General features: G+C 67.7%; 21 protein-coding genes and 1 pseudogene. 17 read left to right on the plus strand and 5 right to left on the minus strand.

Features of this window, described 5'->3' with window-relative positions; all coding sequences use genetic code 11:
• Positions 1–152 precede the first annotated feature (152 nt).
• The 11 genes and pseudogenes from ACIPM1_RS00005 to ACIPM1_RS00055 all read left to right on the plus strand — a co-directional run.
• A complete protein-coding gene (locus tag ACIPM1_RS00005) occupies positions 153–1,673 on the plus strand; it encodes a bifunctional folylpolyglutamate synthase/dihydrofolate synthase (protein ID WP_402426698.1) in 1,521 nt (506 codons plus the stop codon).
• 6 nt (positions 1,674–1,679) lie between these two features.
• A complete protein-coding gene (locus tag ACIPM1_RS00010; protein ID WP_402426701.1) occupies positions 1,680–2,042 on the plus strand; it encodes a DUF4233 domain-containing protein in 363 nt (120 codons plus the stop codon).
• A 65-nt stretch (positions 2,043–2,107) separates the two neighbouring features.
• A complete protein-coding gene (ndk, locus tag ACIPM1_RS00015; RefSeq protein ID WP_356180709.1) occupies positions 2,108–2,521 on the plus strand; it encodes a nucleoside-diphosphate kinase in 414 nt (137 codons plus the stop codon).
• A gap of 324 nt (positions 2,522–2,845) precedes the next feature.
• On the plus strand, positions 2,846–3,865 hold the full coding sequence (locus ACIPM1_RS00020) for a rod shape-determining protein (RefSeq protein ID WP_402426706.1): 1,020 nt from the start codon (positions 2,846–2,848) through the stop codon (positions 3,863–3,865).
• A 231-nt stretch (positions 3,866–4,096) separates the two neighbouring features.
• The gene (mreC, locus tag ACIPM1_RS00025; protein WP_402426709.1) at positions 4,097–5,038 is read left to right on the plus strand and encodes a rod shape-determining protein MreC; all 942 of its coding nucleotides are present in this window, start codon (positions 4,097–4,099) and stop codon (positions 5,036–5,038) included.
• Between the two features lie 14 nt (positions 5,039–5,052).
• Positions 5,053–5,727, plus strand: coding sequence for a rod shape-determining protein MreD (gene mreD, locus ACIPM1_RS00030; RefSeq protein WP_402426712.1), 675 nt, complete (start codon positions 5,053–5,055; stop codon positions 5,725–5,727).
• A gap of 185 nt (positions 5,728–5,912) precedes the next feature.
• A complete protein-coding gene (gene mrdA / locus ACIPM1_RS00035) occupies positions 5,913–8,162 on the plus strand; it encodes a penicillin-binding protein 2 (protein ID WP_402426715.1) in 2,250 nt (749 codons plus the stop codon).
• Positions 8,159–9,358, plus strand: coding sequence for a rod shape-determining protein RodA (gene rodA, locus ACIPM1_RS00040; protein ID WP_402426718.1), 1,200 nt, complete (start codon positions 8,159–8,161; stop codon positions 9,356–9,358). The genes mrdA and rodA overlap by 4 nt, the downstream gene beginning before the upstream one ends.
• A 133-nt stretch (positions 9,359–9,491) precedes the next feature.
• Entirely contained in the window at positions 9,492–10,991 is a 1,500-nt protein-coding gene (locus tag ACIPM1_RS00045; RefSeq protein ID WP_402426721.1) for a CHAD domain-containing protein, read from the plus strand.
• A gap of 70 nt (positions 10,992–11,061) precedes the next feature.
• Entirely contained in the window at positions 11,062–13,032 is a 1,971-nt protein-coding gene (locus ACIPM1_RS00050; RefSeq protein WP_402426724.1) for a TIGR03960 family B12-binding radical SAM protein, read from the plus strand.
• Between the two features lie 289 nt (positions 13,033–13,321).
• Positions 13,322–13,514 (plus strand): annotated as a pseudogene (locus tag ACIPM1_RS00055) (IS256 family transposase); the annotation flags it as partial.
• 21 nt (positions 13,515–13,535) lie between these two features.
• Here the strand turns inward: ACIPM1_RS00055 and ACIPM1_RS00060 are convergent.
• Positions 13,536–14,072, minus strand: coding sequence for a hypothetical protein (locus ACIPM1_RS00060; protein ID WP_402426727.1), 537 nt, complete (start codon positions 14,070–14,072; stop codon positions 13,536–13,538).
• Positions 14,026–14,490, minus strand: coding sequence for a hypothetical protein (locus ACIPM1_RS00065; RefSeq protein WP_402426730.1), 465 nt, complete (start codon positions 14,488–14,490; stop codon positions 14,026–14,028). Before ACIPM1_RS00065 ends, ACIPM1_RS00060 begins: the two co-directional genes overlap by 47 nt.
• A 315-nt stretch (positions 14,491–14,805) precedes the next feature.
• Between ACIPM1_RS00065 and ACIPM1_RS00070 the strand changes: the two genes are divergently transcribed.
• Complete coding sequence (locus tag ACIPM1_RS00070; protein ID WP_402426733.1) at positions 14,806–15,720, plus strand: phosphotransferase enzyme family protein; 915 nt, start codon at positions 14,806–14,808, stop codon at positions 15,718–15,720.
• 60 nt (positions 15,721–15,780) lie between these two features.
• On the opposite strand, the gene ACIPM1_RS00075 is transcribed toward ACIPM1_RS00070, so the two are convergent.
• From ACIPM1_RS00075 to ACIPM1_RS00085, 3 genes are all read right to left on the minus strand, one after another.
• Positions 15,781–16,257: a hypothetical protein gene (locus ACIPM1_RS00075; RefSeq protein ID WP_402426736.1), complete on the minus strand. Its 477-nt coding sequence runs from the start codon at positions 16,255–16,257 to the stop codon at positions 15,781–15,783.
• Positions 16,254–16,946: a hypothetical protein gene (locus tag ACIPM1_RS00080; protein WP_402426739.1), complete on the minus strand. Its 693-nt coding sequence runs from the start codon at positions 16,944–16,946 to the stop codon at positions 16,254–16,256. Before ACIPM1_RS00080 ends, ACIPM1_RS00075 begins: the two co-directional genes overlap by 4 nt.
• A gap of 100 nt (positions 16,947–17,046) precedes the next feature.
• Complete coding sequence (locus ACIPM1_RS00085; RefSeq protein WP_402426742.1) at positions 17,047–18,420, minus strand: sporulation protein; 1,374 nt, start codon at positions 18,418–18,420, stop codon at positions 17,047–17,049.
• Positions 18,421–19,174: 754 nt separating this feature from the next.
• Here ACIPM1_RS00085 and ACIPM1_RS00090 point away from each other — a divergent pair.
• The 5 genes from ACIPM1_RS00090 (at position 19,175) to ACIPM1_RS00110 (ending at position 23,154) form a co-directional block, all read left to right on the plus strand.
• A complete protein-coding gene (locus ACIPM1_RS00090) occupies positions 19,175–19,405 on the plus strand; it encodes a replication initiator (RefSeq protein ID WP_402426745.1) in 231 nt (76 codons plus the stop codon).
• 239 nt (positions 19,406–19,644) lie between these two features.
• Entirely contained in the window at positions 19,645–20,532 is an 888-nt protein-coding gene (locus tag ACIPM1_RS00095) for a hypothetical protein (RefSeq protein ID WP_402426748.1), read from the plus strand.
• Positions 20,533–20,576: 44 nt separating this feature from the next.
• On the plus strand, positions 20,577–20,849 hold the full coding sequence (locus tag ACIPM1_RS00100; protein ID WP_402426751.1) for a hypothetical protein: 273 nt from the start codon (positions 20,577–20,579) through the stop codon (positions 20,847–20,849).
• Between the two features lie 401 nt (positions 20,850–21,250).
• A complete protein-coding gene (locus ACIPM1_RS00105; RefSeq protein WP_402426754.1) occupies positions 21,251–21,907 on the plus strand; it encodes a response regulator transcription factor in 657 nt (218 codons plus the stop codon).
• Positions 21,898–23,154 (plus strand): sensor histidine kinase, encoded by a 1,257-nt coding sequence (locus ACIPM1_RS00110; protein ID WP_402426757.1) that lies wholly within the window; start codon positions 21,898–21,900, stop codon positions 23,152–23,154. Before ACIPM1_RS00105 ends, ACIPM1_RS00110 begins: the two co-directional genes overlap by 10 nt.
• The last annotated feature ends 38 nt before the right edge of the window (positions 23,155–23,192 follow it).

Consider the following 23,192-nt stretch of genomic DNA (forward strand, 5'->3'; position numbering starts at 1 on the left):
GCACCCGCACCAGCCACTTCGCAGCACTTCGCCCCGCCGAGCTCACGCTCGGCGGAGCGAAGTGACCGAGCCCCCGAATTCGCCAACAGCATCCGCTACGGCTCCGGGGGCCTTCGTCCACGTCTGTCACCGGGGCTCCGTAGACTGGCCCCGTGAGCGACCTCCCCCGGCACGACGACGACGCGCAGCCCGACCCCCTCGACTCCTTCGACGAGATCGTCTCGGCCGAGACGACCCGCGACCCCGACCTGGCGGTGATCGAGGCCGGCAGCCGCACCCTGCGCACCCAGGGCGGCCCGCCGTCGGCCGAGGTGCCGGCCCGGCCGGAGGACCCCGAGGTCGACAAGGCCCTGCGCGAGGTCGAGGGCGAGCTGGCCGGCCGCTGGGGCGAGACCAAGCTGGAGCCCTCCGTCAGCCGCATCGCCGCGCTGATGGATGTCCTGGGCGAGCCGCAGCGGTCGTACCCCTCGATCCACATCACCGGCACCAACGGCAAGACCTCCACCGCCCGCATGATCGAGGCCCTGCTCGGCGCCTTCGAACTGCGCACCGGCCGGTACACCTCGCCGCACGTGCAGTCGGTCACCGAGCGGATCAGCCTGGACGGCGCCCCGATCTCCGCCGAGCGCTTCATCGAGACGTACCAGGACGTCAAGCCGTACGTGGAGATGGTCGACGCCGCGCAGGAGTACCGCCTGTCCTTCTTCGAGGTGCTCACCGGCATGGCCTACGCCGCCTTCGCGGACGCGCCCGTCGACGTGGCCGTCGTCGAGGTCGGCATGGGCGGCACCTGGGACGCCACCAACGTGATCGACGCCGACGTGGCCGTGGTGACCCCGATCGACCTGGACCACACCGACATCCTCGGCTCCACCCCCGGCGAGATCGCCGGCGAGAAGGCCGGAGTCATCAAGCAGGGCGCCACCGTGATCATGGCGCAGCAGCCCGTGGACGCGGCCCAGGTGCTGCTGAAGAAGGCCGTCGAGGTGGACGCCACCGTGGCCCGTGAGGGGCTGGAGTTCGGCGTCGTGGCGCGGCAGGTCGCCGTCGGCGGCCAGCTGCTGACCCTGCGCGGCCTCGGCGGCGAGTACCCGGAGATCTACCTGCCGCTGCACGGCGCCCACCAGGCGCACAACGCCGCCGTGGCGCTCGCGGCCGTCGAGGCCTTCTTCGGTGTCGGCGCCCAGCGCGCCGAGCCGCTGGACGGCGAGACCGTCCGCAAGGCCTTCGCGTCCGTCGCCTCGCCGGGCCGCCTGGAGATCGTGCGCCGCTCGCCCACCGTCGTCCTGGACGCCGCCCACAACCCGGCGGGCGCCCGGGTGACGGCCGAGGCGATCGGCGAGGCGTTCGACTTCAGCCGGCTGATCGGCGTGGTCGGAGCGAGCGGCGACAAGAACGTGCGGGGCCTGCTGGAGGCCTTCGAGCCGGTCTTCGCCGAGATCGTCGTCACCCAGAACTCCAGCCACCGCGCGATGGACGCCGACGAGCTGGCCGCGATCGCCGTCGAGGTGTTCGGCGAGGAGCGCGTCCAGGTCGAGCCCAGGCTGCCGGACGCGCTGGAGGCCGCCATCACGCTCGCCGAGGAGGAGGGCGAGTTCGCGGGTGGCGGTGTGCTGGTCACCGGCTCCGTCATCACCGTGGGTGAGGCCCGACTGCTCCTCGGGAGGGGCTGACATCTCGTGCGTACGCTCTGTTCCTCGACCCTGATCGGCGAGTTCTTCGTCATCGGCTTCGCCGCGCTCGTCGCGATGAAGGACCCGGACCTGTCCACCGCGACGGTGTGGACCGTCAGCGGCGCCGCCATGCTGCTGAGCGTCCTGCTGTGCGGGGTGGTGACCCGCCCCGGCGGCGTGTACCTCGGCTGGGCCCTGCAGATCGCGCTGATCGCCTCCGGCGTCGTGGTGCCGATGATGTACTTCCTGGGCGTGGTCTTCGCGGCGCTGTGGTGGGCTTCGGTGCATTTCGGCCGGAAGGTCGACGCCGCCAAGGCGAGGTTCGCCGCCCAGGCCGGGGCCGGCTCCTCCGGGGCTGACGCTGCGTAACAGGGCCGAGGACACGCCCTGTAACCTCGTCCCACCGCACCCTTGTCAGGAGAAGGAGTCTCCCCGTGACCCAGCGCACCCTCGTCCTCCTCAAGCCCGACGCCGTCCGTCGTGGCCTGACCGGCGAGATCATCAGCCGTATCGAGCGCAAGGCCGGCTGGCAGATCACCGCGCTGGAACTGCGCACCCTGGACCAGGCCACCCTGGAGCAGCACTACGGCGAGCACCAGGGCAAGCCCTTCTACGAGCCGCTGGTGGAGTTCATGTCCTCCGGCCCGGTGGTGGCCATGATCGTCGAGGGTGAGCGGGTCATCGAGGGCGTGCGCGCCCTGGCCGGCCCGACCGACCCGATCGCCGCCGCGCCCGGCTCGATCCGCGGCGACTACGGCGTGATCGTCCGAGAGAACCTGATCCACGCCTCCGACTCCGAGGAGTCCGCCGCGCGCGAGGTGAAGATCTTCTTTCCCGGCCGGGCCTGAGTTTCCTCACCCTGCCTCCGCACGGCTGACACACATGAATTCTGACGCTGTGTCAGCCTGGCGACCCGCCTGACCTGGGGCGGCCGGAATAAATCGGCCGCCCCGGGGCATATCCGCGCCGATCGGGGGAACGCGTGCCCCCGATGGCCCGTCTCCGGAAGCGAGCCGGTACGCCATCTGCTGACAATGGCGGAGACCCTCGCGCAGTGTTCGTGCAGGCGCGTCTACGATGGAAGCCTTCACGTCACAGCACCCACCTCGCCGTACCTGAAATGCCCTCAAAAGCTCCCAGGGAAGGCCAGACGAATCCTGATGGGGAACTCAATGTCGTTCATCGGCCGTGACATGGCTGTCGACCTCGGGACCGCCAACACGCTGGTGTACGTCAGGGGTCGCGGGATCGTACTCAACGAGCCGTCCGTCGTCGCGATCAACACGAACACCGGTGGAATTCTCGCGGTCGGCGCCGAAGCCAAGAAGATGATCGGCCGCACGCCCGGCAACATCGTCGCCGTCCGCCCGCTGAAGGACGGCGTGATCGCCGACTTCGAGATCACCGAGCGGATGCTCCGCTACTTCATCCTGAAGATCCACAAGCGGCGGTATCTGGCCCGGCCGCGGGTCGTCGTCTGTGTGCCCTCCGGCATCACCGGCGTCGAGCGCCGTGCCGTCATCGAGGCGTCGTCCCAGGCCGGCGCCCGCCAGGTGCACATCATCGAGGAGCCCATGGCCGCGGCCATCGGCTCCGGCCTGCCGGTCCACGAGGCCACCGGCAACATGGTGGTGGACATCGGCGGCGGCACCACGGAGGTCGCGGTCATCTCGCTCGGCGGCATCGTCACCGCGCAGTCCATCCGCGTCGCCGGCGACGAACTGGACAACGCGATCATCCAGCACGTCAAGAAGGAGTACTCGCTCCTGCTGGGTGAGCGGACGGCCGAACAGATCAAGATCACGGTTGGTTCGGCGTACGAACTCGACTCTGACGAGCACACCGAAATCCGCGGCCGGGACCTCGTCTCCGGGCTGCCGAAGACCGTCGTCATCTCGGCGGCCGAGGTGCGCAAGGCGATCGAGGAGCCGGTCAACGCGATCGTCGACGCGGTCAAGACGACCCTCGACAAGTGCCCGCCGGAGCTGTCCGGCGACATCATGGACCGAGGAATCGTTCTGACCGGCGGCGGAGCGCTGCTGCGCGGTCTGGACGAGCGGCTGCGCCGGGAGACCGGTATGCCGATCCACATCGCCGAGGACCCGCTGGACAGCGTGGCGCTCGGATCCGGCAAGTGCGTCGAGGAGTTCGAGGCGCTCCAGCAGGTCCTGGACGCCCAGCCGCGCAGATGACACAACTCTTCGATTCCGCCGTGCGAGACGTTCTCCTCTCGTGCGGCGGATCGTTGATATAGAGGCATAACATCCCCCAAACGGGCTCCAGGGGGCCGGTGTTCTCGGCATTGCCGGCCCGCCCGGCGTTCTCCGGGCCATTCGGGTCATGCGGGTTGTCCGGGTCGTGCACGTCGTCCGGGTCGTCTGGGGGCAATACCCGATTCCTATAGGAAGGCACGGCCGCCGCACGTGAGGGACACGAAAGAGAGCCGGCTGCTCCTGGTACTGCTGATCGCCATCGCGTTCGCTTTGATCACGGTGGACATCCGCGGGGGGAAGAACTCCCCCGTGGACGGCGCACGGCAGGCCGCCGCCACCGTCTTCGGCCCGATCGAGAACGGCGTGTCGGCCGCGGTGAACCCGGTCGGCAACGCGGTCTCCGCGGTCCGCGACTCCGGTGAACGGCACGACCGGCTCGCCGCCCTGGAGAAGGAGAACGCCGCCCTCAAGGCCCGGCTCGGCAGCGACGACCGCAGCCGCAGCCGCCTCAAGCAGCTCGACAAGATGCTGAAGGTGGCGGGCCAGGGCCAGTACGGCATCAAGGGCGCCGAGGTCATCGCCATAGGAGCCGCCCAGGGCTTCTCCTGGACCATCACCATCGACGCCGGCGCCAACGACGGCATCAAGCGGGACATGACCGTCCTCAACGGCGACGGCCTGGTCGGCCGCGTCACCACCGTCGGCCCCGACTCCGCCACCGTGCTGCTCGCCAACGACCCCGACTTCACCGTCGGCACCCGCATGGAGAGCAGCGACGAACTCGGCTTCGCCTCCGGGCAGGGCGACCGCCCGCTGCGTGTGCAGCTGCTCAACGGCAAGGCCGACGTGAAGAAGGGCGACCGCCTGGTCACCTTCGGCTCGCAGGCCGACCGTCCCTTCGTGCCCGGCGTGCCGGTCGGCGTCGTCTCCCGCGTCGACCCCTCCGGCGGCGACCTGACCCGCACCGTCTACGTCACGCCGTACGTCGGCTTCAGCAAGCTGGACATCGTGGGCGTGGTCGTCGAGGCCCCGAAGAAGGACCCGCGCGACGAGGTCCTCCCGCCGAAGCCCAAGCCGACCCCGACGCCGACGGTGACCGTGACGGTCACCCCGTCCGCCGACGCGACCGCCACCGACCAGCCGCAGCAGTAGGAGCTCGAAGTCCCATGCGTCTCAACCGGATCCTGCTCTCCAGCGCTCTGGTCGTCGTCGCCCTGGTCGTCCAGGTGAGCGTGCTGTCCCGGCTGCACCTGCCGGGCGCCGTACCCGACCTGCTGCTGCTCACCGTCCTCGGCCTGGCGATGGTCTACGGCCATGTCGGCGGCGCCCTCGTCGGCTTCGGCGCCGGGCTGCTCGCCGACCTCGTCCCGCCCGCCGACCACGCCGCCGGCCGCTACGCCCTCGTCCTGTGCGTCATCGGCTACTGCGCCGGGCTCATCAAGCCGGAGACCGGGCAGGTCAAGTCGGCCACCGGCCCCATGGCCGTGGTGGTGGCCGCCGCGATCGGCTCCACCCTGCTGTACGCCGGTGTCGGCGCCCTCGTCGGCGACACCGCCGCCCGCCACGTCGGCCTGGCCGGCCTGCTGTCCACGGCCGCCCTGTACGACCTGCTGCTCGCGCCCTTCGTGGTCCCCGGCATCATGGCGCTGGCCCGCCGCGTGGAGAACGACCCGCTCGCCGAGACCACCGGTTCGGCGAGCAAGGCCACCGACATCTCCGCCGGCTGGCTCTCCGCCGGCACCGGCCTGCGCATCGGCGGCCAGCGCAACGGCCTGCGGGTCAAGGTGGCCCGCGCCCGCACCGCCCGGGCCGGCCGCATCAAGGGGGTCAAGCGGCTGTGAAACCACGGCAGTCGGCCGCAGCCGGCCGCACGGCTCCGCCGTGTCCCGCTGACACGGCCGCGACAGGCACGACCACCACCCGCACACCCACGCACCACCGTGCTCACCCGGAGAGGGGGAGGCAGCCGCAGTGACCAACGCCCACCCGTCTCCCACCACCACCCTTGAAGGAATGGGCGTGGCCCATGACTAACATTCCGGAGACCGGACGGACCCCAAGGGTCCAGACCCGGCTCGTCGTCGTCCAGATCCTCGTCCTCTCCCTGCTCGGCACCCTCGGCGGCCGCCTGTGGTTCCTGCAGATCCGCAACGGCGCCGAGTACCAGAAGGAGGCCTCCGGCAACCACGTCCAGCAGGTCGTCCAGCCGGCCGTACGCGGCTCGATCCTGGACGCCCGCGGTGTCCCGATCGCCGACAACGAGACCCGCCTGGTGGTCTCCGCCTCCCGTACCGACCTGCTGAAGCAGAAGGACGACGGCAAGGCGGTCCTCGCCAAGCTCGGCGGGGTCCTCGGGATGGACCCCAAGGAGGTGGAGCAGAAGGTCCGGCTGTGCGACGCCCAGACCCCGCAGCCGTGCTGGAACGGCTCGCCGTACCAGCCCATCCCCATCACCGACGAGGCCACCCCGAAGCAGGCCCTGCAGATCCGCGAGCGCGCCGAGGACTTCCCCGGCATCACCGCCGAGCCGGAGGCCGTGCGCCGCTACCCCGCGCCCGGCAAGTCCAACACCTCCCAGGTGCTCGGCTACCTCTCCCCGGTCACCGACGGCGAGATCCAGCAGGCCAAGGACACCGACTCGCCCTTTCTGCGCTCCGACATGGTCGGCCGCTCCGGTCTCGAGCGCCAGTACGACAAGGAGCTGCGCGGCAAGGCCGGCGTCACCCGCTACGAGGTGGACAACCTCGGCCGGGTCATCGGCAAGGCCCGGTCCGACGCCGCCGAGCCCGGTTCCAACCTCGTCACCTCCATCGACTCCCGCGTCCAGCGGGTCGCCGAGTACCAGCTCGACAACGCGATGAAGGTCGCCCGGCAGCAGTTCGACAAGATCACCGGGGAGAACTACAAGGCCGACTCCGGCGCCGTCGTGGTGATGGAGGCCAAGACCGGCCGCATCGTCGCCATGGCCTCCAACCCGACGTACGACCCGAACGTCTGGGTCGGCGGCATCTCCGCCAAGGACTACAAGGCGCTGACCGGCAAGGACTCCGACTATCCGCTGCTGAACAGGGCCATACAGGGTCAGGCGGCGCCCGGCTCGACGTTCAAGGTCGTCTCCACGGCCGCCGCCGTCCAGGCCGGCTACGTCTGGGACGGCAACTATCCGTGCACCAGTTCGTACTCGGTCGGCGGCCAGGTCTTCAAGAACTTCGAGGGGGAGAACTTCGGCCCGATCTCGCTCGGCCGGGCGCTGGAGGTCTCCTGCGACACCGTCTTCTACGGCCTCGCGGACCGCGAGTGGAAGAGGGACGGCGGCATCAACCCGAAGAAGGGCCAGCCCAAGGACTACTTCTTCAAGACCGCCCACCAGTTCGGCCTCGGCAAGGAGACCGGCCTCGACCTGCCCAACGAGGTCACCGGCCGCGTCCCCGACCGCCAGTGGAAGCTGAACTACTGGAAGGCCAACAAGGACGCCTGGTGCAAGAGCGGCAAGAAGGACGGCTCGTACGTGGAGAAGATCGCGTACGAGAACTGCCTCGAGGGCAACAAGATGCGCGAGGGTGACGAGATCAACTACTCCATCGGCCAGGGCGACACCCTCGTCACGCCGATCCAGGAGGCCGTGATCTACGGCGCCGTCGCCAACGGCGGCACCATGTACCAGCCGACCATCGGCAAGGCGATCATCAGCCCCGACGGCAAGACCGTCCAGGAGATCAAGCCGAAGAAGAAGGGCAGGCTGCCGGTCAGCCAGGCCACCCTCAAGGGCATGAACGACGCCTTCGCCGGCGTCATCACCCGCGGTACCGCCGCCTGGAAGTTCGGCGGCTGGCCCCAGGACAAGATCGCCCTGCACGCCAAGACCGGCACCGCCGAGGTCTACGGCAAGCAGACCACGTCCTGGCTGGCCACGTACTCCAAGGACTACACGGTCATCATGACCATCGCCCAGGCCGGTACGGGCTCCGGCGCCTCCGGTGAGGCCGTGCGCAACATCTACAGCGCCCTGTACGGCGTGCAGGACGACGGGTCGATCGACAAGAAGAAGGCCCTGCTGCCCAGCCCGGAGAAGAGCCTGCCGAAGATCCAGCCCGACGGCTCGATCAAGGCGCCCAAGGTCTCCGAGGACCCGGCGAAGGACCAGCAGGCCACCAAGCCGGACGACACCGCCCCGGACGGGCAGCAGACCCCGGCGACCAGCCCGTCGCCCACCACAGGCAACCGCGACACCCGCAGGCGGACGCGGAAGAGGGGAAGCCGGAGGATCCTCACATGACCGGCGCGAACAGCTTCTCCGTCTCCGGATACGGCCCCGAGCGGGCCGGGTGGACCCGGATCTTCGCCCGCGACTCGATGGCCCGCCGACTCGACTGGCCGATGCTGCTGTCGGCGCTCGCGCTGTCGGCGATCGGCGCGGCCCTGGTCTTCTCGGCCACCCGAAACCGGACCGAGATCAACCAGGGAGACCCGTACTACTTCCTGCTCCGGCACCTGATGAACACCGGCATCGGGCTCGCCCTGATGATCGGCACGGTCTGGCTCGGCCACCGCGCCCTGCGCAACGCCGTGCCGATCCTCTACGGCCTGTCCCTCTTCGGCATCCTGCTGGTGCTCACCCCGCTCGGCTCCACCGTCAACGGCGCGCACTCGTGGATCGTGTTCGGCGGCGGCTTCTCGCTCCAGCCCTCGGAGTTCGTGAAGATCACGATCATCCTGGGCATGGCGATGCTGCTCGCCGCCCGGGTCGACGCGGGCGACAAGGCGTACCCCGACCACCGCACGGTCATGCAGGCGCTGGGCCTGGCCTCGGTGCCGATCCTGATCGTGCTGCTCATGCCCGACCTCGGGTCGGTCATGGTCATGGTCATCATCATCCTCGGCGTGCTCCTCGCCTCCGGCGCCTCCAACCGCTGGATCTTCGGGCTCATCGCCGCGGGCGCGACCGGCGCGATCGCGGTCTGGCAGCTGCACATCCTGGACGAGTACCAGATCGCCCGCTTCGCGGCCTTCGCCAACCCCGACCTCGACCCGGCGGGCGTCGGCTACAACACCAACCAGGCGCGCATCGCCATCGGCTCCGGCGGGCTGACCGGCGCGGGCCTGTTCCACGGCTCGCAGACCACCGGCCAGTTCGTGCCCGAGCAGCAGACCGACTTCGTCTTCACCGTCGCGGGCGAGGAACTGGGCTTCCTCGGTGCCGGTCTGATCATCGTCCTGCTCGGCGTGGTGCTGTGGCGGGCCTGCCGCATCGCCCGCGAGACGACCGAGCTGTACAGCACGATCGTCGCCGCCGGAATCGTCGCCTGGTTCGCCTTCCAGGCCTTCGAGAACATCGGCATGACCCTCGGCATCATGCCGGTCACCGGTCTGCCGCTGCCGTTCGTCTCCTATGGCGGCTCGTCGATGTTCGCGGTGTGGGTGGCGGTCGGGCTGCTCCAGTCGATCCGGGTGAAGCGGCCCATGTCGGCGTGAGCCGGCGGCCCGGGCCGGCCGCACCTTCAAGGGGCAGCGGGGAGCGGGCAGTGGGGCAGCGGGGCAGTGGACCGAGGCACCCACTGCCCCGATCGCCCTGCCCCGAGCGCCGCGCTGCGACTAGATTCAGGTCATGGCGGACACCAAGCGCGAGATCGAGCGGAAGTACGAATCCGACGAGAGCGGTCTGCCGGACCTCACCGGCGTCGGCGGCGTCGCGGCCGTCCTCGACAAGGGCGTCTCCGAACTCGACGCCGTCTACTACGACACCGCCGACGAACGCCTCGCCGCCGACGGGCTCACCCTGCGCCGCCGCACCGGCGGCTCGGACGCGGGCTGGCACCTGAAGTTCCCGGTCGCCCCGGGCGTGCGCGACGAGATCCGCGCGCCCCTGTCCGACACCGTGCCCGACAGCCTCGCCGGTCTCGTCCGCTCCCGCGTGCGCGGCGCCGAACTGGTGCCCCTGGTCCGGCTCCGCTCCCAGCGCGACGTCCGCCACCTGGTCGACGCGGACGGCACGCTGCTCGCCGAGGCCAGCACCGACGCCGTACGCGCCGACCGGCTGACCGGCGACGGCGGCTCCGCCCAGTGGACCGAGATCGAGGTGGAACTCGCCGACGGCGGCGACCCCCGCTTCCTCGACCGGGTGGAGAAACGGTTGCGCAAGGCGGGCGTAAGGCCCTCCGCCTCCCCCTCCAAACTCGCCCGAGCCCTCGCCGAGACCGCCCCGGACCGGCGCCCGGCACACGAGGAGACCGCCCCCGTCACCGCCGGCGACCACGTCCTCGCCTACCTGCGCGCCCAGCGGGACGCCGTCGTCGCGCTGGACCCGGCCGTGCGCCGGGACGTCCCCGACTCGGTGCACCGTATGCGGGTAGCCACCCGCAGGATGCGCAGCGCCTTCCGCAGCTACGGCAAGATCCTCGACCGCACGGTCACCGACCCGCTCGGCGCGGAGCTGAAGTGGCTCGCCGGCGAGCTCGGCCTCGACCGCGACCAGGAGGTCCTCACCGAACGTCTCACGGCCGACCTCGACGCCCTGCCCGCCGACCTGGTCTCCGGCCCCGTGCGCGAACGCCTCACCGCCTGGTCGCGGGAGCAGAGCGGCGGCTCGCGCCGCCGGCTCCTCGCGGTCCTGGACGGCCCCCGGCATCTGGCCCTGCTCGACGCGCTGGACGCCGTGCTCGCGGACCCGCCGCTGCGTCCGGCGGCCGCGGGCAAGCCGTCCAAGGCGATCGCCAAAGCCGTGCACAAGGACTTCGCCACCCTCGCCCGGCTGCTCGACCACGCCCTGGAGCTGCCGCCCGGCGACGGGCGCGACCTCGCCCTGCACGAGGCACGCAAGAAGGCCAAGCGCGCGCGGTACGCGGCGGAGGCCGCCGTGCCCGCGCTCGGCGATTCGGCCGCCGCCCTGGTGGTCTCCGCCAAGACCCTCCAGGGCCTGCTCGGCGACCACCAGGACAGCGTCATGGCCCGCCTGGCCCTGCGCGAGCTCGCCGCCTGGGCGGAAACGGCGGGGGAGAGCGCCTTCACCTACGGACTGCTGTACGGACGGGAGGAGCGGCGCGCGGCGGACGTGGAGGCGGAGCTGCCCGCAGCCCGGCGGACGCTCGGCGCGGGGACGCCCGGCTGAGCGTACGGGGCAGCCCTCCGACCGGGTTACGCTAGATGGTCACCCCTGTCAGCTCACGAAGGTTCGCGAGATGCCTGCCGAAGCCGCCGAGTCGGTGTTCCCGCAGCTCGAAGCACTGCTCCCGCATGTGCAGAAGCCCATCCAGTACGTCGGCGGAGAGCTCAACTCCACGGTCAAGCCGTGGGAGTCCTGTGACGTCCGCTGGGCGCTCATGTACCCCGACGCCTACGAGGTCGGCCTGCCCAACCAGGGCGTCATGATCCTCTACGAGGTCCTCAACGAGCGGGAGGGCGTCCTCGCCGAGCGCACCTACAGCGTGTGGCCGGACTTGGAGGCGCTGATGCGGGAGCACCGCGTCCCGCAGTTCACGGTGGACAGCCACCGTCCGGTGAAGGCCTTCGACGTGTTCGGCCTCTCCTTCTCCACGGAGCTGGGCTACACGAACATGCTCACGGCCCTGGACCTGGCGGGCATCCCGCTGGAGTCCAAGGACCGGACGATCGACGACCCGATCGTGCTGGCCGGCGGCCACGCCGCCTTCAACCCCGAGCCGATCGCGGAGTTCATCGACGCGGCGATCATCGGCGACGGCGAGCAGGCCGTGCTCGACATGACCCGGATCATCCGCGAGTGGAAGGCGGAGGGCCGCCCCGGCGGCCGCGAGGAGGTCCTCCTCCGGCTGGCGAAGACGGGCGGGGTCTACATCCCGGCGTTCTACGACGTCGAGTACCTCGCGGACGGCCGTATCGCCCGCGTGGTCCCCAACAGGTCGGGCGTCCCGTGGCGCGTGTCCAAGCACACGGTCATGGACCTGGACGAGTGGCCCTACCCCAAGCAGCCCCTCGTCCCCCTGGCCGAGACGGTCCACGAGCGCATGTCGGTCGAGATCTTCCGCGGCTGCACGCGCGGCTGCCGCTTCTGCCAGGCCGGCATGATCACCCGCCCGGTGCGCGAGCGCTCGATCACCGGCATCGGCGAGATGGTCGACAAGGGCCTGAAGGCGACCGGCTTCGAGGAGGTCGGCCTGCTGTCCCTGTCCTCCGCGGACCACAGCGAGATCGGCGACATCGCCAAGGGCCTCGCGGACCGCTACGAGGAGGACAAGATCGGCCTGTCCCTCCCCTCCACCCGCGTGGACGCCTTCAACATCGACCTCGCCAACGAGCTGACCCGCAACGGCCGCCGCTCCGGCCTCACCTTCGCCCCCGAGGGCGGCTCCGAGCGCATCCGCAAGGTCATCAACAAGATGGTCTCGGAAGACGACCTGATCAGGACGGTCGCGACGGCCTACGGCAACGGCTGGCGCCAGGTGAAGCTGTACTTCATGTGCGGCCTGCCCACGGAGACCGACGACGACGTCCTCCAGATCGCCGACATGGCGACGAAGGTCATCGCCAAGGGCCGCGAGGTCTCCCGCTCCAACGACATCCGCTGCACGGTCTCGATCGGCGGTTTCGTCCCCAAGCCCCACACCCCCTTCCAGTGGGCCCCGCAGCTCTCCGCCGAGGAGACGGACGCCCGCCTGGAGAAGCTCCGCGACAAGATCCGCGGCGACAAGAAGTACGGCCGCTCGATCGGCTTCCGCTACCACGACGGCAAGCCCGGCATCGTCGAGGGCCTGCTCTCCCGCGGCGACCGCCGCATCGGCGCGGTGATCCGCGCGGTCTACGAGGACGGCGGCCGCTTCGACGGCTGGCGCGAGCACTTCTCCTACGACCGCTGGATGGCCTGCGCGGACAAGGCGCTGGCCCCCTTCGGCGTCGACGTCGACTGGTACACCACCCGCGAGCGCACCTACGAGGAGGTCCTGCCCTGGGACCACCTCGACTCCGGCCTCGACAAGGACTGGCTCTGGGAGGACTGGCAGGACGCCCTCGACGAGACAGAGGTCGAGGACTGCCGCTGGACCCCGTGCTTCGACTGCGGGGTGTGCCCGCAGATGGACACGGCCATACAAATCGGCCCGACCGGCAAGAAGTTGCTGCCTCTGACAGTCAAGAACGCTGGTCCGGCGCCGGCTTCGAGTGGTCACACGCACTGAGGTGGGCGAGGCACTCGATCGGGTGATTGAGGCGCTGGCCGGGGTGAGCGAGGAGGAAGTGGCTGCGGCGTTGGCTGCGGTGGCGGCCCCGCCTCCTTGCTCGGCAGCGCCGGAATCCTGTCGGACGCCGCTTCCAGGCCCTGCAAGTGCCCCGAACATCGTCTCCGAGGTGGAATGGGTCTGAGAGCCTTTCCCGGCCAGTGCGCGACTGCGTAGCCCTGAGCCTCCTTCCCGACTGGAAGGGGGCTAGATGGCGTGTGCAGTGGCGTGTGAGCCAGTGGGCTTGCGGCGTCGCCTGGTGTTCCGCAACGGCTATCACCAGCCCCGGAGGGTTACGCCTGCAGCTGGCGCGGCCGAGGTCAAGGCGCCGCGGGTGAACGACAAGCGCATTGACGAGGCCACGGGCCAGCGCAAGCGATTCTCCCCTGCGATCTTGCCGCCGTGGCGCCGACAAGTCCCCGAAAATCAGCGAGGTGCTGCCAGGCTTGCTCCAGAGGTCTTGACTATTGCTCCCGGATCAACTTGCCAACGTGACTTGACTGCAGATATTTACTCAGGCCGTGAAACGCAAACAGCCCGATGTCGGTCTCCTGATCAGCGGAGATCCCGGAGTAGCTTCTGGAAAGAAACCTCGGGACGGCGACAATGTCACCACGATCAGCAACATTCAGCCATTGTCTTACGCTATCTGGCTTTTTCCCAAGCCCCTCTACCGGGCCAGGTGCAACTCGGTTGAAGATCCCCCCTCTTAGCCCCAGTGGCGATCCAACCGTAAGCAGACTCTTGACTGGATGTCCGGAATTCCGCAAAGCTTCGTAGGCGACAACCGAGCCCAGCGAGTGAGCAATGATCAGATCAGGATGCTTGGACTCGATCTCATTCTCTACAAGACTGCGAACTTGGTGACGCTTACTCTCGGAAGTGAAGTACTCGTTCACTTCACGGATGAAACGTACGACCAGTGAAGTGATCGCTTCGGTTGTTCGGTTCTCTTTACCGGCAAGCCAAGTGATAATCTGCCTGAAGGGTAGGGTGGCCATGCCCTGAGTGCGGACCACGCTGGTTGGACTCGATCGCGTTTATTAGCGCCCCTACATCAACGCTGGTGTCGCCCAATTCCTCCAAGTCTGTATCTCTGGCCGGTAGGTGCAATACGCCGAGTTCGCTGTCGGCAATCCCGTGACCGATGTAGTGGATGACGGCGGCGCTGTTCGCCATCCGTCCGCCCCTGGCCTCCTTTAGTGCATCTTTCAAATCGGCATAAGACGGGTGCAGTATCGGATTGGATCCGACTGGGGCGAGTCCTGTTTCTTCAAGGGCGATCGATATTTCGTTCGCCTTATTTGCTACGAAGTCAAGGGGTTCGAACTCGTCGATGTTGAATAGATCTTCATCCTCGAACGTCGTGTCATCTTTGGCATCGAACTCCCCAACGCCGATAACGATGAACTTCTGCACCTTGACGTCGCCCCCCCCACGATTCCTACGCAGGGCCATTATGAGGCCCACTGTCTGCGGTGTCTCCCCGTCTGCCCAAACCATCTTGTCTGGGGATCCTTCGCAGTGCTGTGAAGGAGACAGTCTCCGCGGTGGACCAGTGTGCCTCCGACACCATGGCGCCATCTAGGTCCGGGTCCCTGACCGAAGTCATGGCAATGGGCTCTCTGTTGGCCCCGGAACCTGGGTACGGTTCCAGTGTGTCCGGTGCTCGTCGGGTTGGTCACCCGCAGCGTGCACCGGTGGATCGCGCTCGATAGGGGAGCTGGTACGGGCATGGCGGCTGACGCTGCTCGATCGCAAGAGGGGTTCACATCCGCGAGGGCTATGCAGGTGCTGGTCAGGGCCTGCAAGGCGGCCGGCCTGGACGACAGAGACGCAGAGTTGATTCGCCTAGGGGAAAATGCGCTGTTCCGACTGGTCACGGCACCAGTGATCGTTCGGGTAGCTCGGGGTGAACCGTGGTTGCCGAAGGCTCGTGTCGAGGTTGCTGTTGCCAGGTGGCTGGCCGCGGAAGGGTTCCCGGCGTCCCGGCTAGTTGATGGCCTGGAACAGCCGCTCCTGATCGACGGCCACCCGGTGACCTTCTGGCGTCGCATCGTGGAGGGCGACCGTAAGGCCACATACGGAGAACTGGGCGGCGTCCTGAGGGACCTGCACTCCATGACTGCGCCCGCCGGTCTTGAGCTGCCTGCCTTCGACCCCTTTGGCAAGCAAGAGCTGCGGATCAGCAAGGCGCCGATCCCAGAGGATGACCGGGTCTTCCTTCGCAAGCGCTGGCAGGAGTTGCGCGGTCAGTTCGAGGAGTTGAGGTTCGAGACTCTGAAGGGGCCGGTGCACGGTGATGCTCACGTGCAGAACCTCATGGTGAATGACCGGGGCGAAGTGATCCTGATCGACTTCGAGGCCTTCTGTTTCGATCACCCCGAGTGGGACCTGATGGTCACGGCGGTCGAGCATCACAGTCTGGGATGGCAGACCGATGAGCAGTACGCGGACTTTGTGCGAGCGTACGGGTGGGACCTGTATGACTGGCCCGGCTATGACACGCTCCGGCGGCTGCAAGAGTTCGGCATGACGACGTGGCTCATGCAGAACGTGCAGGAGGACGAAAAGACGGCGGCCGAGTACCGCCGGCGCATCGCCGCGTTGCGCGATGATGACGCGCCTCGTGACTGGCGTCCGTGGTGAGAAGGTGACTACAACGGAGTGGGGTCGCGGCTCATTTTGAGAGCCGCGACCCCACACCCGTCACACCTTGTTGATGCGCCAAGCGACCATGCCTGAGGCGCCCGGCTTGCCCACGACGTCGAGGCGGAGCGACGCCTTGGGCTTGATGCGCTCGAAGACCACCGACTGATCGCAGGGAACTGGCTTCTTCTCGCCAGCACTGGATGGCGTGAGCACAATCTCTGCAGTGCCCTTCCCTGCACATGCCACAGTCAGTTTGTAGGTCTTGCCTTGAGTCAGAGAGGGTTGCGTGTGTACCCCGTCAGAGACGCGTTCCACCCCCGACTCGACCATCGAACTGCCCTTATCCGTGGTGGCGTCGAGTGCTGACTGGACTTCGGCTGTGAGCCTCTTCTCGGCTTGAGCCTCGGTGCTCTGGTGGGTTGCTGTGGGTGAAGGGGAGTGAGTGGCCTCGGCGTCGTTGTGCGACGTACAAGCCGTGAGCAACAGTGTCGGGGCCAGGGCGCAGCCGATGATCCACCCGGAATGAGGCCTCATGAGGCGGATTCCCAGTACTTCCAGCCGGTCTCGGAGGTGGGAAGTGTCGCCGTACCGCTGTTGATCAGAGTCCCGCCGTGACATCCGTCCCCCTTGCGTCGGTACTTCGCCCACGACACCTTGTAGCCCCAAGACCCGTACTGTAGATGGCCGTACTTGCCGCGGGAGACGGGGTGCGTGTACGTGTGACCCGCCGTGACCCCGACGCTACCGCCGATCTTGCCGCTGACGTTGACCTTGGCCGCCCAAATAACCCCCTTGAGCTCACCTTCCGCTCCCGCGGAGATTTCGGCTGAGATGGTGCCAGACTTGAGAACGCTGACGGTCATGGATCCGCCCGGGCCATCCTTGTACTTGGTACCGTTCCACCATGACGGAAGGTGGTAGTTCGTCTTTGACTTGATTTCGATCCACGTCTGTGGGCCGTCACAGAATCTCGGCTGGACCACCGACGTGGTTTCGTTCTCGTCCCAGCCGTCACGGTCGTTGATCTCAGCTGTGTCTTCCGCCGCGATGGGACTTGCGTCCGCAGCCTGGTCTGAAGCAGCGGTGGAGGGCGTCGGTGCTTCCTCGTCCGCAGTGGCTGTGCTGACTGCTGCGAAGCAGAGCAGCAGGGCGGTGCTGGACGCGATGGTAGTTCGGCGCAGACCTATGCCCATGTCTCCCCCTTGTTGTTGACCGCTGGTCATGCGGTCGATGGGCTCGACACTATGGGGGTAATCATGTGCGCATCAAGAAACGGATCTCTTTTCTGAGCGGAACTTGAGGAAGTTGGGGCGTCGGTGTCTCTTACTCGCCGTCGTTTAGCCGAGCAAGCGCCGCTTGTACCTGGTCGTTGAAGGTAGCCACGATCGGGATCGCTGCGTGGACGCTCACCTCGGCCTGGAAGTCGGTCACGTAGCGCTGGAAGCGGGTGGACTGGAGGGAGTCTCCGCCGTCGACTGCGAGGCTCGCGGTGGTGACGGCGGCCTCCAACTCGCCGTTCAGTAGCTGGCTCTGTGCGAGCACCATTTTGCAGAAGCCGAGGGTACGTGCGTACTTCGGGTCGGTGGTGTCGACGGCGCGCTGTGCCTGTTCGACAGCTTCGCGGCGCATCTTGAGGTCGCGGAAGCAGTGGCAAAGTTCACCCATGAGTTCCGCGGAGTCGAAGTAGGCCAGCCATGCGGGGTCTTCGGCTGTGTCGGCGTGCTCGAAGTGGCATTGGGCCTCGTTCATGGCGCGGCCGGCCGCGATACGGTCGCCTGCGTTGGACAGGGCGCGGGCTTCCATCGCCGAGTAGTTCGCCATGGCGCGCGGAGTGGCCCGGCCTTTGGCGCCCTCGACTGCGGCGCGGGCCAGTTGGATCGCTTGGGTGTGGTGGCCGAGATAGTTGGCCTGGTGGCTGAGGTTGCCGAGGATGCGGGCGCCGAACATGCGGTCGTCGATGACCTGGGTCAGGCGCAGTGTGGAGGCCAGGTAGCGGTAGGCGAGTCGGTGGTTTCCGGTGTCGTACGCGGTCCAGGCGAGCAACTGCGAGACCTCCGTGGCGGCGCCGATTAACGCGGTGCCTACCTTCTCGCTGTAGCTGGCGTCCAGCAGGGGCAGGACCTCGTGGCGGAAGTAGTGGCGCAGTGCTTTGTGGCCGTGGCCTCCGCCGTACTTGAAGTCGAGTTGCATGAACATGCTGGCCGCGTCCCTGATGGCGCGGACGTCACGCATGCCGACACGTTGGTGAACAGGTCGGTCAGCCTGCAAGCCGTCGGGGCGCGCGAGCATCCATGACAGGACCACTGAGCTGAGATCTCCATCGGCGATCGTCAGCTGATCGCCGGCTGGGGCTTCGGCGCGCTCGTCGGCAAGGCTGCCCAACACGGACAGTGCTTCTGGCACCGTGCTGGGGTATCCGACCGGCTCAGGGGCGGCCGGCCGTGCAAGGTCGCGGAACCCGAGATCGCTCGGCGTGATGCGGCGGCCCAGTTCGGCGCTCAAGACCTCAGCCATGATCGCTGCTGCCTGCGTCTGGATGCCCGAGCCCTCGCGCCATCGCTTCACGGAAACGTGTGTGGTTCCAAGGCTCACTCCGCGCTGTGCAGCGGCGTCCTGCATCCGCTTGGCAAGACCCTTGTTCGAGACCTTGGCCTCGTTCATTGCGGCGATTAGCTGCGCGTTCGGCTCTCGGTTCATGCTCCCCTGCAAACCCGAGAATGACGGCGAGTGTTCATCGTGTCACAGCAGTCTCTCGCTAGGGGGTTCGTTGATGAACCCCTTTTGCGTTTGCCGGTGTTCATGTGAACCCCCTGGTGAACGCTCCCGGTCAGGGACCTTTCGCCGTGTACTGGCTTGTGTGCTGCAAGTGGTGAGGTGAGGGCCGTCTACGGCTCGGAAGGGGACATGATGAATGCGGGGAAAGCCAAGCGCCTGGCGAGCGAGTTGGACGCGTACGCCCACTGGTTCGTGGCACCGGACCTGTCCTTGGCTGGGCACTTCCTGACGCTGACGCTCTTCGCGGAGTGCGGCAACACGGCACGTGTCGCGCGCGATCAGACGGCCGAGTTCCTTCGGGGGGCCTGGCCCTGCGAGCCCCCTTTCTTGATTGCGAGGGGGCTCGTTGGTGTTCGGTGACTCGCCGGACGACATGTCAGCGCACCACAGATGGCTGCGGCCGATTGTGCCCACCGTCGTGCCGTTTCCCCTTTCCTTCCTGCGCGGGGACAACGAGCCCGAAGATCAGGGGTGCCTTGTCACGGGGTGGCCGTGAATATGATCCTTCAATAGAACGAGAAGGACGCACGCTATGGCACACGCTCGCTGGCACCACATCCTCACGGAGTCGCAGCGCCATGCCCTTGTTCAGGTCGCCCAGGGTCATCTCGGCGGTGGCGGGGTCGGCACCGGAGCCATCCGCTAACCCCACCCCGCCCGCCCAGTCACGTTCGCGGTGATCTTCGGAGTCATCACTGTCCCCCTCGTCCGCTCCCGCGACGTCCGCGCCTGGGAAGTCTTCGTCACCCTGACCGCCCCGTCCTTCGGCCCCGTCCATCGAGCGGGGGAGCTGTGCCGTCCCCGCCGCGACCGCGGAACCTGCGAACACGGCCGCCCCCTCGGCTGCGGCGCCGTCGGTGATGACGGTGCGGAAGAGCCGTTCGACCCCATGGCGTGGTTCGAGTGACGGGCTTCACAGAGGCCATCTCGGACGACCCGCCGATGCTTGATCGTCACTGAATGTCCGAAATTCCCGCATCAGGGAAGCATTAGTTCACCATCTCATGGCCAAGTGTGGATAAAGAGACGGACTTTGCCTCACGGGTCGAGGGATATCCCCCTATCAAAGGTTTGCGTTTGATCGTGTAGAAGTTGATCAGTTCGCATTGACCCGCGGACCGGAACCACTCTTGGGGGAACAACTTCATGCACAGACGTGCAATAGCCGGGCTTTCCATCCTCGCCGGCGTAGCCGCCCTGACCACGACTCTGGTGCCTGTCGCGGCGGCTGACACGTCCAACACCATCGCTCCTTCAGCGGCGGTGATCGAAAGGGCGACCGGGACCGACAACCTGCTCCCGGCCGACGCGAACACGACGGCCAACGGCGCCCAGGTGACGCTGCCCGCTCGCGGCGACCAGCCCATCACGGCCACGAAGGGTGACACGACCGTTGCCCTCACGCTGCCGGCAACCGGGGCGAAAGAGCAGTCCAGCACCAGCGGCACCGATGTCTTCGCCGGGAGCGACTCATCCGTCAGCGCGGCTGCGCAGGCGACCACTGACGGGGGGTTCCGCGCGCTGTTCACGCTCGGCGACGCCAACGCTCCTCGGCAGCAGTCGTTCACGCTCTCCCTGCCTGCCGGGGCAACGGTTCGTCAGACTGCCGAGGGCGGCCTCGTCGTCTTCAACGACGCCGGAACGATCATCGGCGGTCTGGAGACGCCGTGGGCCAAGGACGCCAACGGCAAGGCGGTGCCGACGTCCTACACCGTCGAAGGAAACACGATCACGCAGACGGTCATCCCGGACTCCAACACCGCCTTCCCGGTGGTCGCCGATCCCAAGTGGACGTGGGGGATCATCAGCGGCACCGTTTACTTCAACAAGAAGGAAACGTCCCACGTGGCCTCGAACGCGGGCTTCGTGGCCGTATTGTTCGCTGCCGCACCGCCGCCGTTCGACGCCTATGGCATCCTGAACGCCGCGAATATTTCCAGGGTTGCCTGGAACGCGGACTCCGACCACAAGTGCGTGGAGGTCAAGGTGCCCACGTTCCTCCCGTACGAATACTCCGGCGGCTACTGCAAGTAACTCGCCCGCGGAAACTCGACACCCGTAGAGAGAGGATCGAGGACATGGAATCCTTCGCAGGGCCGTCCATCCTCGTCGCGGCCGCGGCGCTGCTCCTGGCGCTGAAGTACCGCCGCCGTATGGCCGGCCAGCAGTCGCTGCGCGTCATCTCCACGGCCTCCGGCCGTATCGCCGTTGTGGTGGCGTTCCTTGTCGGCTGTGCCTGGGCGTGGTCGCAGGGGCCGTCCGTCATCAATGCCGGTGTACTGGGCCTCGGCCTGGCACTTCTGGTCGCCGCGGTCGCCGAGTTCGTCCTGGGCAGGACGGCTCGACGCTGACACGCTGATGTTCACGTTCGGGGTCGGATTCCGTGAGGTTCCGGCCCCGAACGGGTTCTGCGGCTGCCCGAGTGTTCCGGACGTGGCGACGCCGACCGGGTCGGGACCGCGTCAGAAGACTTCTGCGAAGTCGTCTTCCTTGAGTATCAGGCGGTCGCGCACGTCCTTGGGATCATCAGCTTCAGGTGGATGTGTGGCGCCCGCGCGCCCTTCGAGTGGTCACACCCACTGAGGTGGGCGGCGCACTCGATCGGGTGAGTGAGGCACTGGCTGGCGTGGGCGAGGAGGAGCCGGCGGCTGCGCCGGCTGTGCGCTCCTGCCCCGTCCCGCCAGCCCGGCAGGCATCAGGGCGCTGACCACGGAGAATGGAGAACTTACGCGGGAGTACCTAGGGTCAGCGCGTGGCTTTTATCGTGGTGTGCGAAGACGACGCGGCGGTCCGTGGTGTCCTCAAGCGCGCACTCGAGCACGACGGCCATACGGTCGCAGTCGCTTCTACGGCGGACGGCCTGCTGCGGCACCTTGAGCCAGTCCCTCATCTGGTCGTCCTGGATCTGGGGCTCCCGGATGCTGATGGCCGTGATGTCTGCTTGGCGCTGCGGGCACGTGGCGTCGATGCCCCGGTGCTGATGCTCACCGCTCTGGATGGCATGCATCACAAGGTGGGCGGCTTCGAGGCGGGAGCCGACGACTACATGACGAAACCGTTCGACATCCCGGAGTTGCTGGTGCGGGTCCGCGCCCTGCTACGCAGAAGGACCGCGATGCTCCCACCAGGGGGAGGCGTCGTCCTCGATCCGGCGAAACATGTCGTGATCTACGGTTCGACAAGCGAGAGCCTGACGCCGACCGAGTTTCGCTTGTTGGGCAGGCTCATCGCCTCGCAGGGCGAAGCTGTGCGCCGCCACGCCCTGGTCGCCGCTGGTTGGCCGTATGGCGCGCAGGTCAGCGACAACACCCTCGACTCCTTCGTTCGCCGGCTACGGACCAAACTCGGTGCGCTGGGCGTCGCCGATCGCCTGGCGACGGTCCGCGGAGTGGGCTATCGATGGGAGTGACGGGCTTCCGTGGGAGAGTCGTCGCGCTCGCGGTTCTGATCGCGACAGCGGTGGTCGCAGTGCTGGTGGTGGTCTCGCACGTCTTGCTGAGCCGGGTGACCGACGCCGACGCGAACGCGCTGGCGCATACGCGTGCGGAGGCGGTGGCGGCGAACGTAACCCTACGCCGTGGCCACGTCGTGCTGATCGAGAGCGGCAACGAAGCGCTGGACACGGTCTCGTGGGTGTACGCCGATGGACACCTCATCGACGGGATCGTGCCGGGCAGCCTCCTTGACCGCGTCGAGGCGCTCGCCGGCTCCGGACAGTCCCAGACCACCACGGTCGGCAGATACCTTCTGTATGCCCGGCCGATCCGGCTCGAAGGCCACCGCGTCGTTGCGGTCGTAAGGGTGGATCTGACGCCGTACGAGACGTCGGAGCAGCGCAGCCTGGCGATGTCACTCATGTTGGGTGGCATCTCGGTCCTGCTCGCGGGCGTCGTGGCATACCTCGTGGTGGGTCGTGCGTTGCGGGTGGTCCACGAGATGGCCGCCCTTGCCGACGACTGGGGCGATCACGAACCCGGGCGCCGATTCGACCTCGGCGTTCCTCGCGACGAATTCGGGGAGCTCGGGCGAACTCTCGATCGCTTGCTTGACCGCATAGACAAGGCGCTCGCGGACGAGCGCCGGCTCACCGATGAGATCGCCCACGAGTTGCGGACGCCCTTGACGGCCCTGCGGGGCGAGGCACAGTTGGCGCAACTCTCCGGTCACCATCTCGCACCGGAGTCCGTTCTGACCGAGGTCGACCGCCTGAACACGGCGATTACGACGATTTTGAGTGCCGCCCGGACACGGATCGACGGCGGTACCCGCTGCGACCTCAGGACGGCGGCGCGACAGGCGGTAGCTGGTCGCTCCATCGAACTCGCCATCCCGGCCAACGTCGGTGTCGCCGTGGCAGCCGAACTCGTCGTGGCCGTGTTGTCACCCCTGCTGGAGAACGGCCTGCGGCACGCGAGTTCGCGCGTTTGGGTCACAGCGCGCGTCCTGCCGCAGGGCGTCGTGGTCAATGTCCTCGACGACGGCCCGGGGTTCGATCCGGCAGAGGTTGACCGGGTCTTCGAAGCGGGCGTGACCAGCGGCAACGGGCACGGATTGGGGCTGGCCGTGGTACGGCGTCTCGCCGCGTCCGCGGGAGTGGCGGTCCGTGCGATCGCGGACGGTCAAGGCCGCGTCGAAGTGGCCTTCCCCACGCCATAGGCGACTGCGTAGTCAGGTTGTGTGCAGGTTGGTCGAAC

The sequence above is a fragment of the Streptomyces sp. NPDC086766 genome (genome assembly GCF_044746005.1).
In the GTDB taxonomy this organism is placed as follows: domain Bacteria; phylum Actinomycetota; class Actinomycetes; order Streptomycetales; family Streptomycetaceae; genus Streptomyces.

What these genes read in the sequence shown, in the direction of transcription:
- ACIPM1_RS00020 (WP_402426706.1), top strand. Translation starts at nt 2,846, where the DNA reads ATGTCGTTCATCGGCCGTGACATGGCTGTCGACCTCGGGACCGCCAAC.
- mreD (WP_402426712.1), top strand. Translation starts at nt 5,053, where the DNA reads ATGCGTCTCAACCGGATCCTGCTCTCCAGCGCTCTGGTCGTCGTCGCC.
- mrdA (WP_402426715.1), top strand. Translation starts at nt 5,913, where the DNA reads ATGACTAACATTCCGGAGACCGGACGGACCCCAAGGGTCCAGACCCGG.
- rodA (WP_402426718.1), top strand. Translation starts at nt 8,159, where the DNA reads ATGACCGGCGCGAACAGCTTCTCCGTCTCCGGATACGGCCCCGAGCGG.
- ACIPM1_RS00045 (WP_402426721.1), top strand. Translation starts at nt 9,492, where the DNA reads ATGGCGGACACCAAGCGCGAGATCGAGCGGAAGTACGAATCCGACGAG.
- ACIPM1_RS00050 (WP_402426724.1), top strand. Translation starts at nt 11,062, where the DNA reads ATGCCTGCCGAAGCCGCCGAGTCGGTGTTCCCGCAGCTCGAAGCACTG.
- ACIPM1_RS00060 (WP_402426727.1), bottom strand. Translation starts at nt 14,072, where the DNA reads ATGGCCACCCTACCCTTCAGGCAGATTATCACTTGGCTTGCCGGTAAA.
- ACIPM1_RS00070 (WP_402426733.1), top strand. Translation starts at nt 14,806, where the DNA reads ATGGCGGCTGACGCTGCTCGATCGCAAGAGGGGTTCACATCCGCGAGG.
- ACIPM1_RS00075 (WP_402426736.1), bottom strand. Translation starts at nt 16,257, where the DNA reads ATGAGGCCTCATTCCGGGTGGATCATCGGCTGCGCCCTGGCCCCGACA.
- ACIPM1_RS00080 (WP_402426739.1), bottom strand. Translation starts at nt 16,946, where the DNA reads ATGACCAGCGGTCAACAACAAGGGGGAGACATGGGCATAGGTCTGCGC.
- ACIPM1_RS00085 (WP_402426742.1), bottom strand. Translation starts at nt 18,420, where the DNA reads ATGAACCGAGAGCCGAACGCGCAGCTAATCGCCGCAATGAACGAGGCC.
- ACIPM1_RS00095 (WP_402426748.1), top strand. Translation starts at nt 19,645, where the DNA reads ATGCACAGACGTGCAATAGCCGGGCTTTCCATCCTCGCCGGCGTAGCC.
- ACIPM1_RS00100 (WP_402426751.1), top strand. Translation starts at nt 20,577, where the DNA reads ATGGAATCCTTCGCAGGGCCGTCCATCCTCGTCGCGGCCGCGGCGCTG.
- ACIPM1_RS00110 (WP_402426757.1), top strand. Translation starts at nt 21,898, where the DNA reads ATGGGAGTGACGGGCTTCCGTGGGAGAGTCGTCGCGCTCGCGGTTCTG.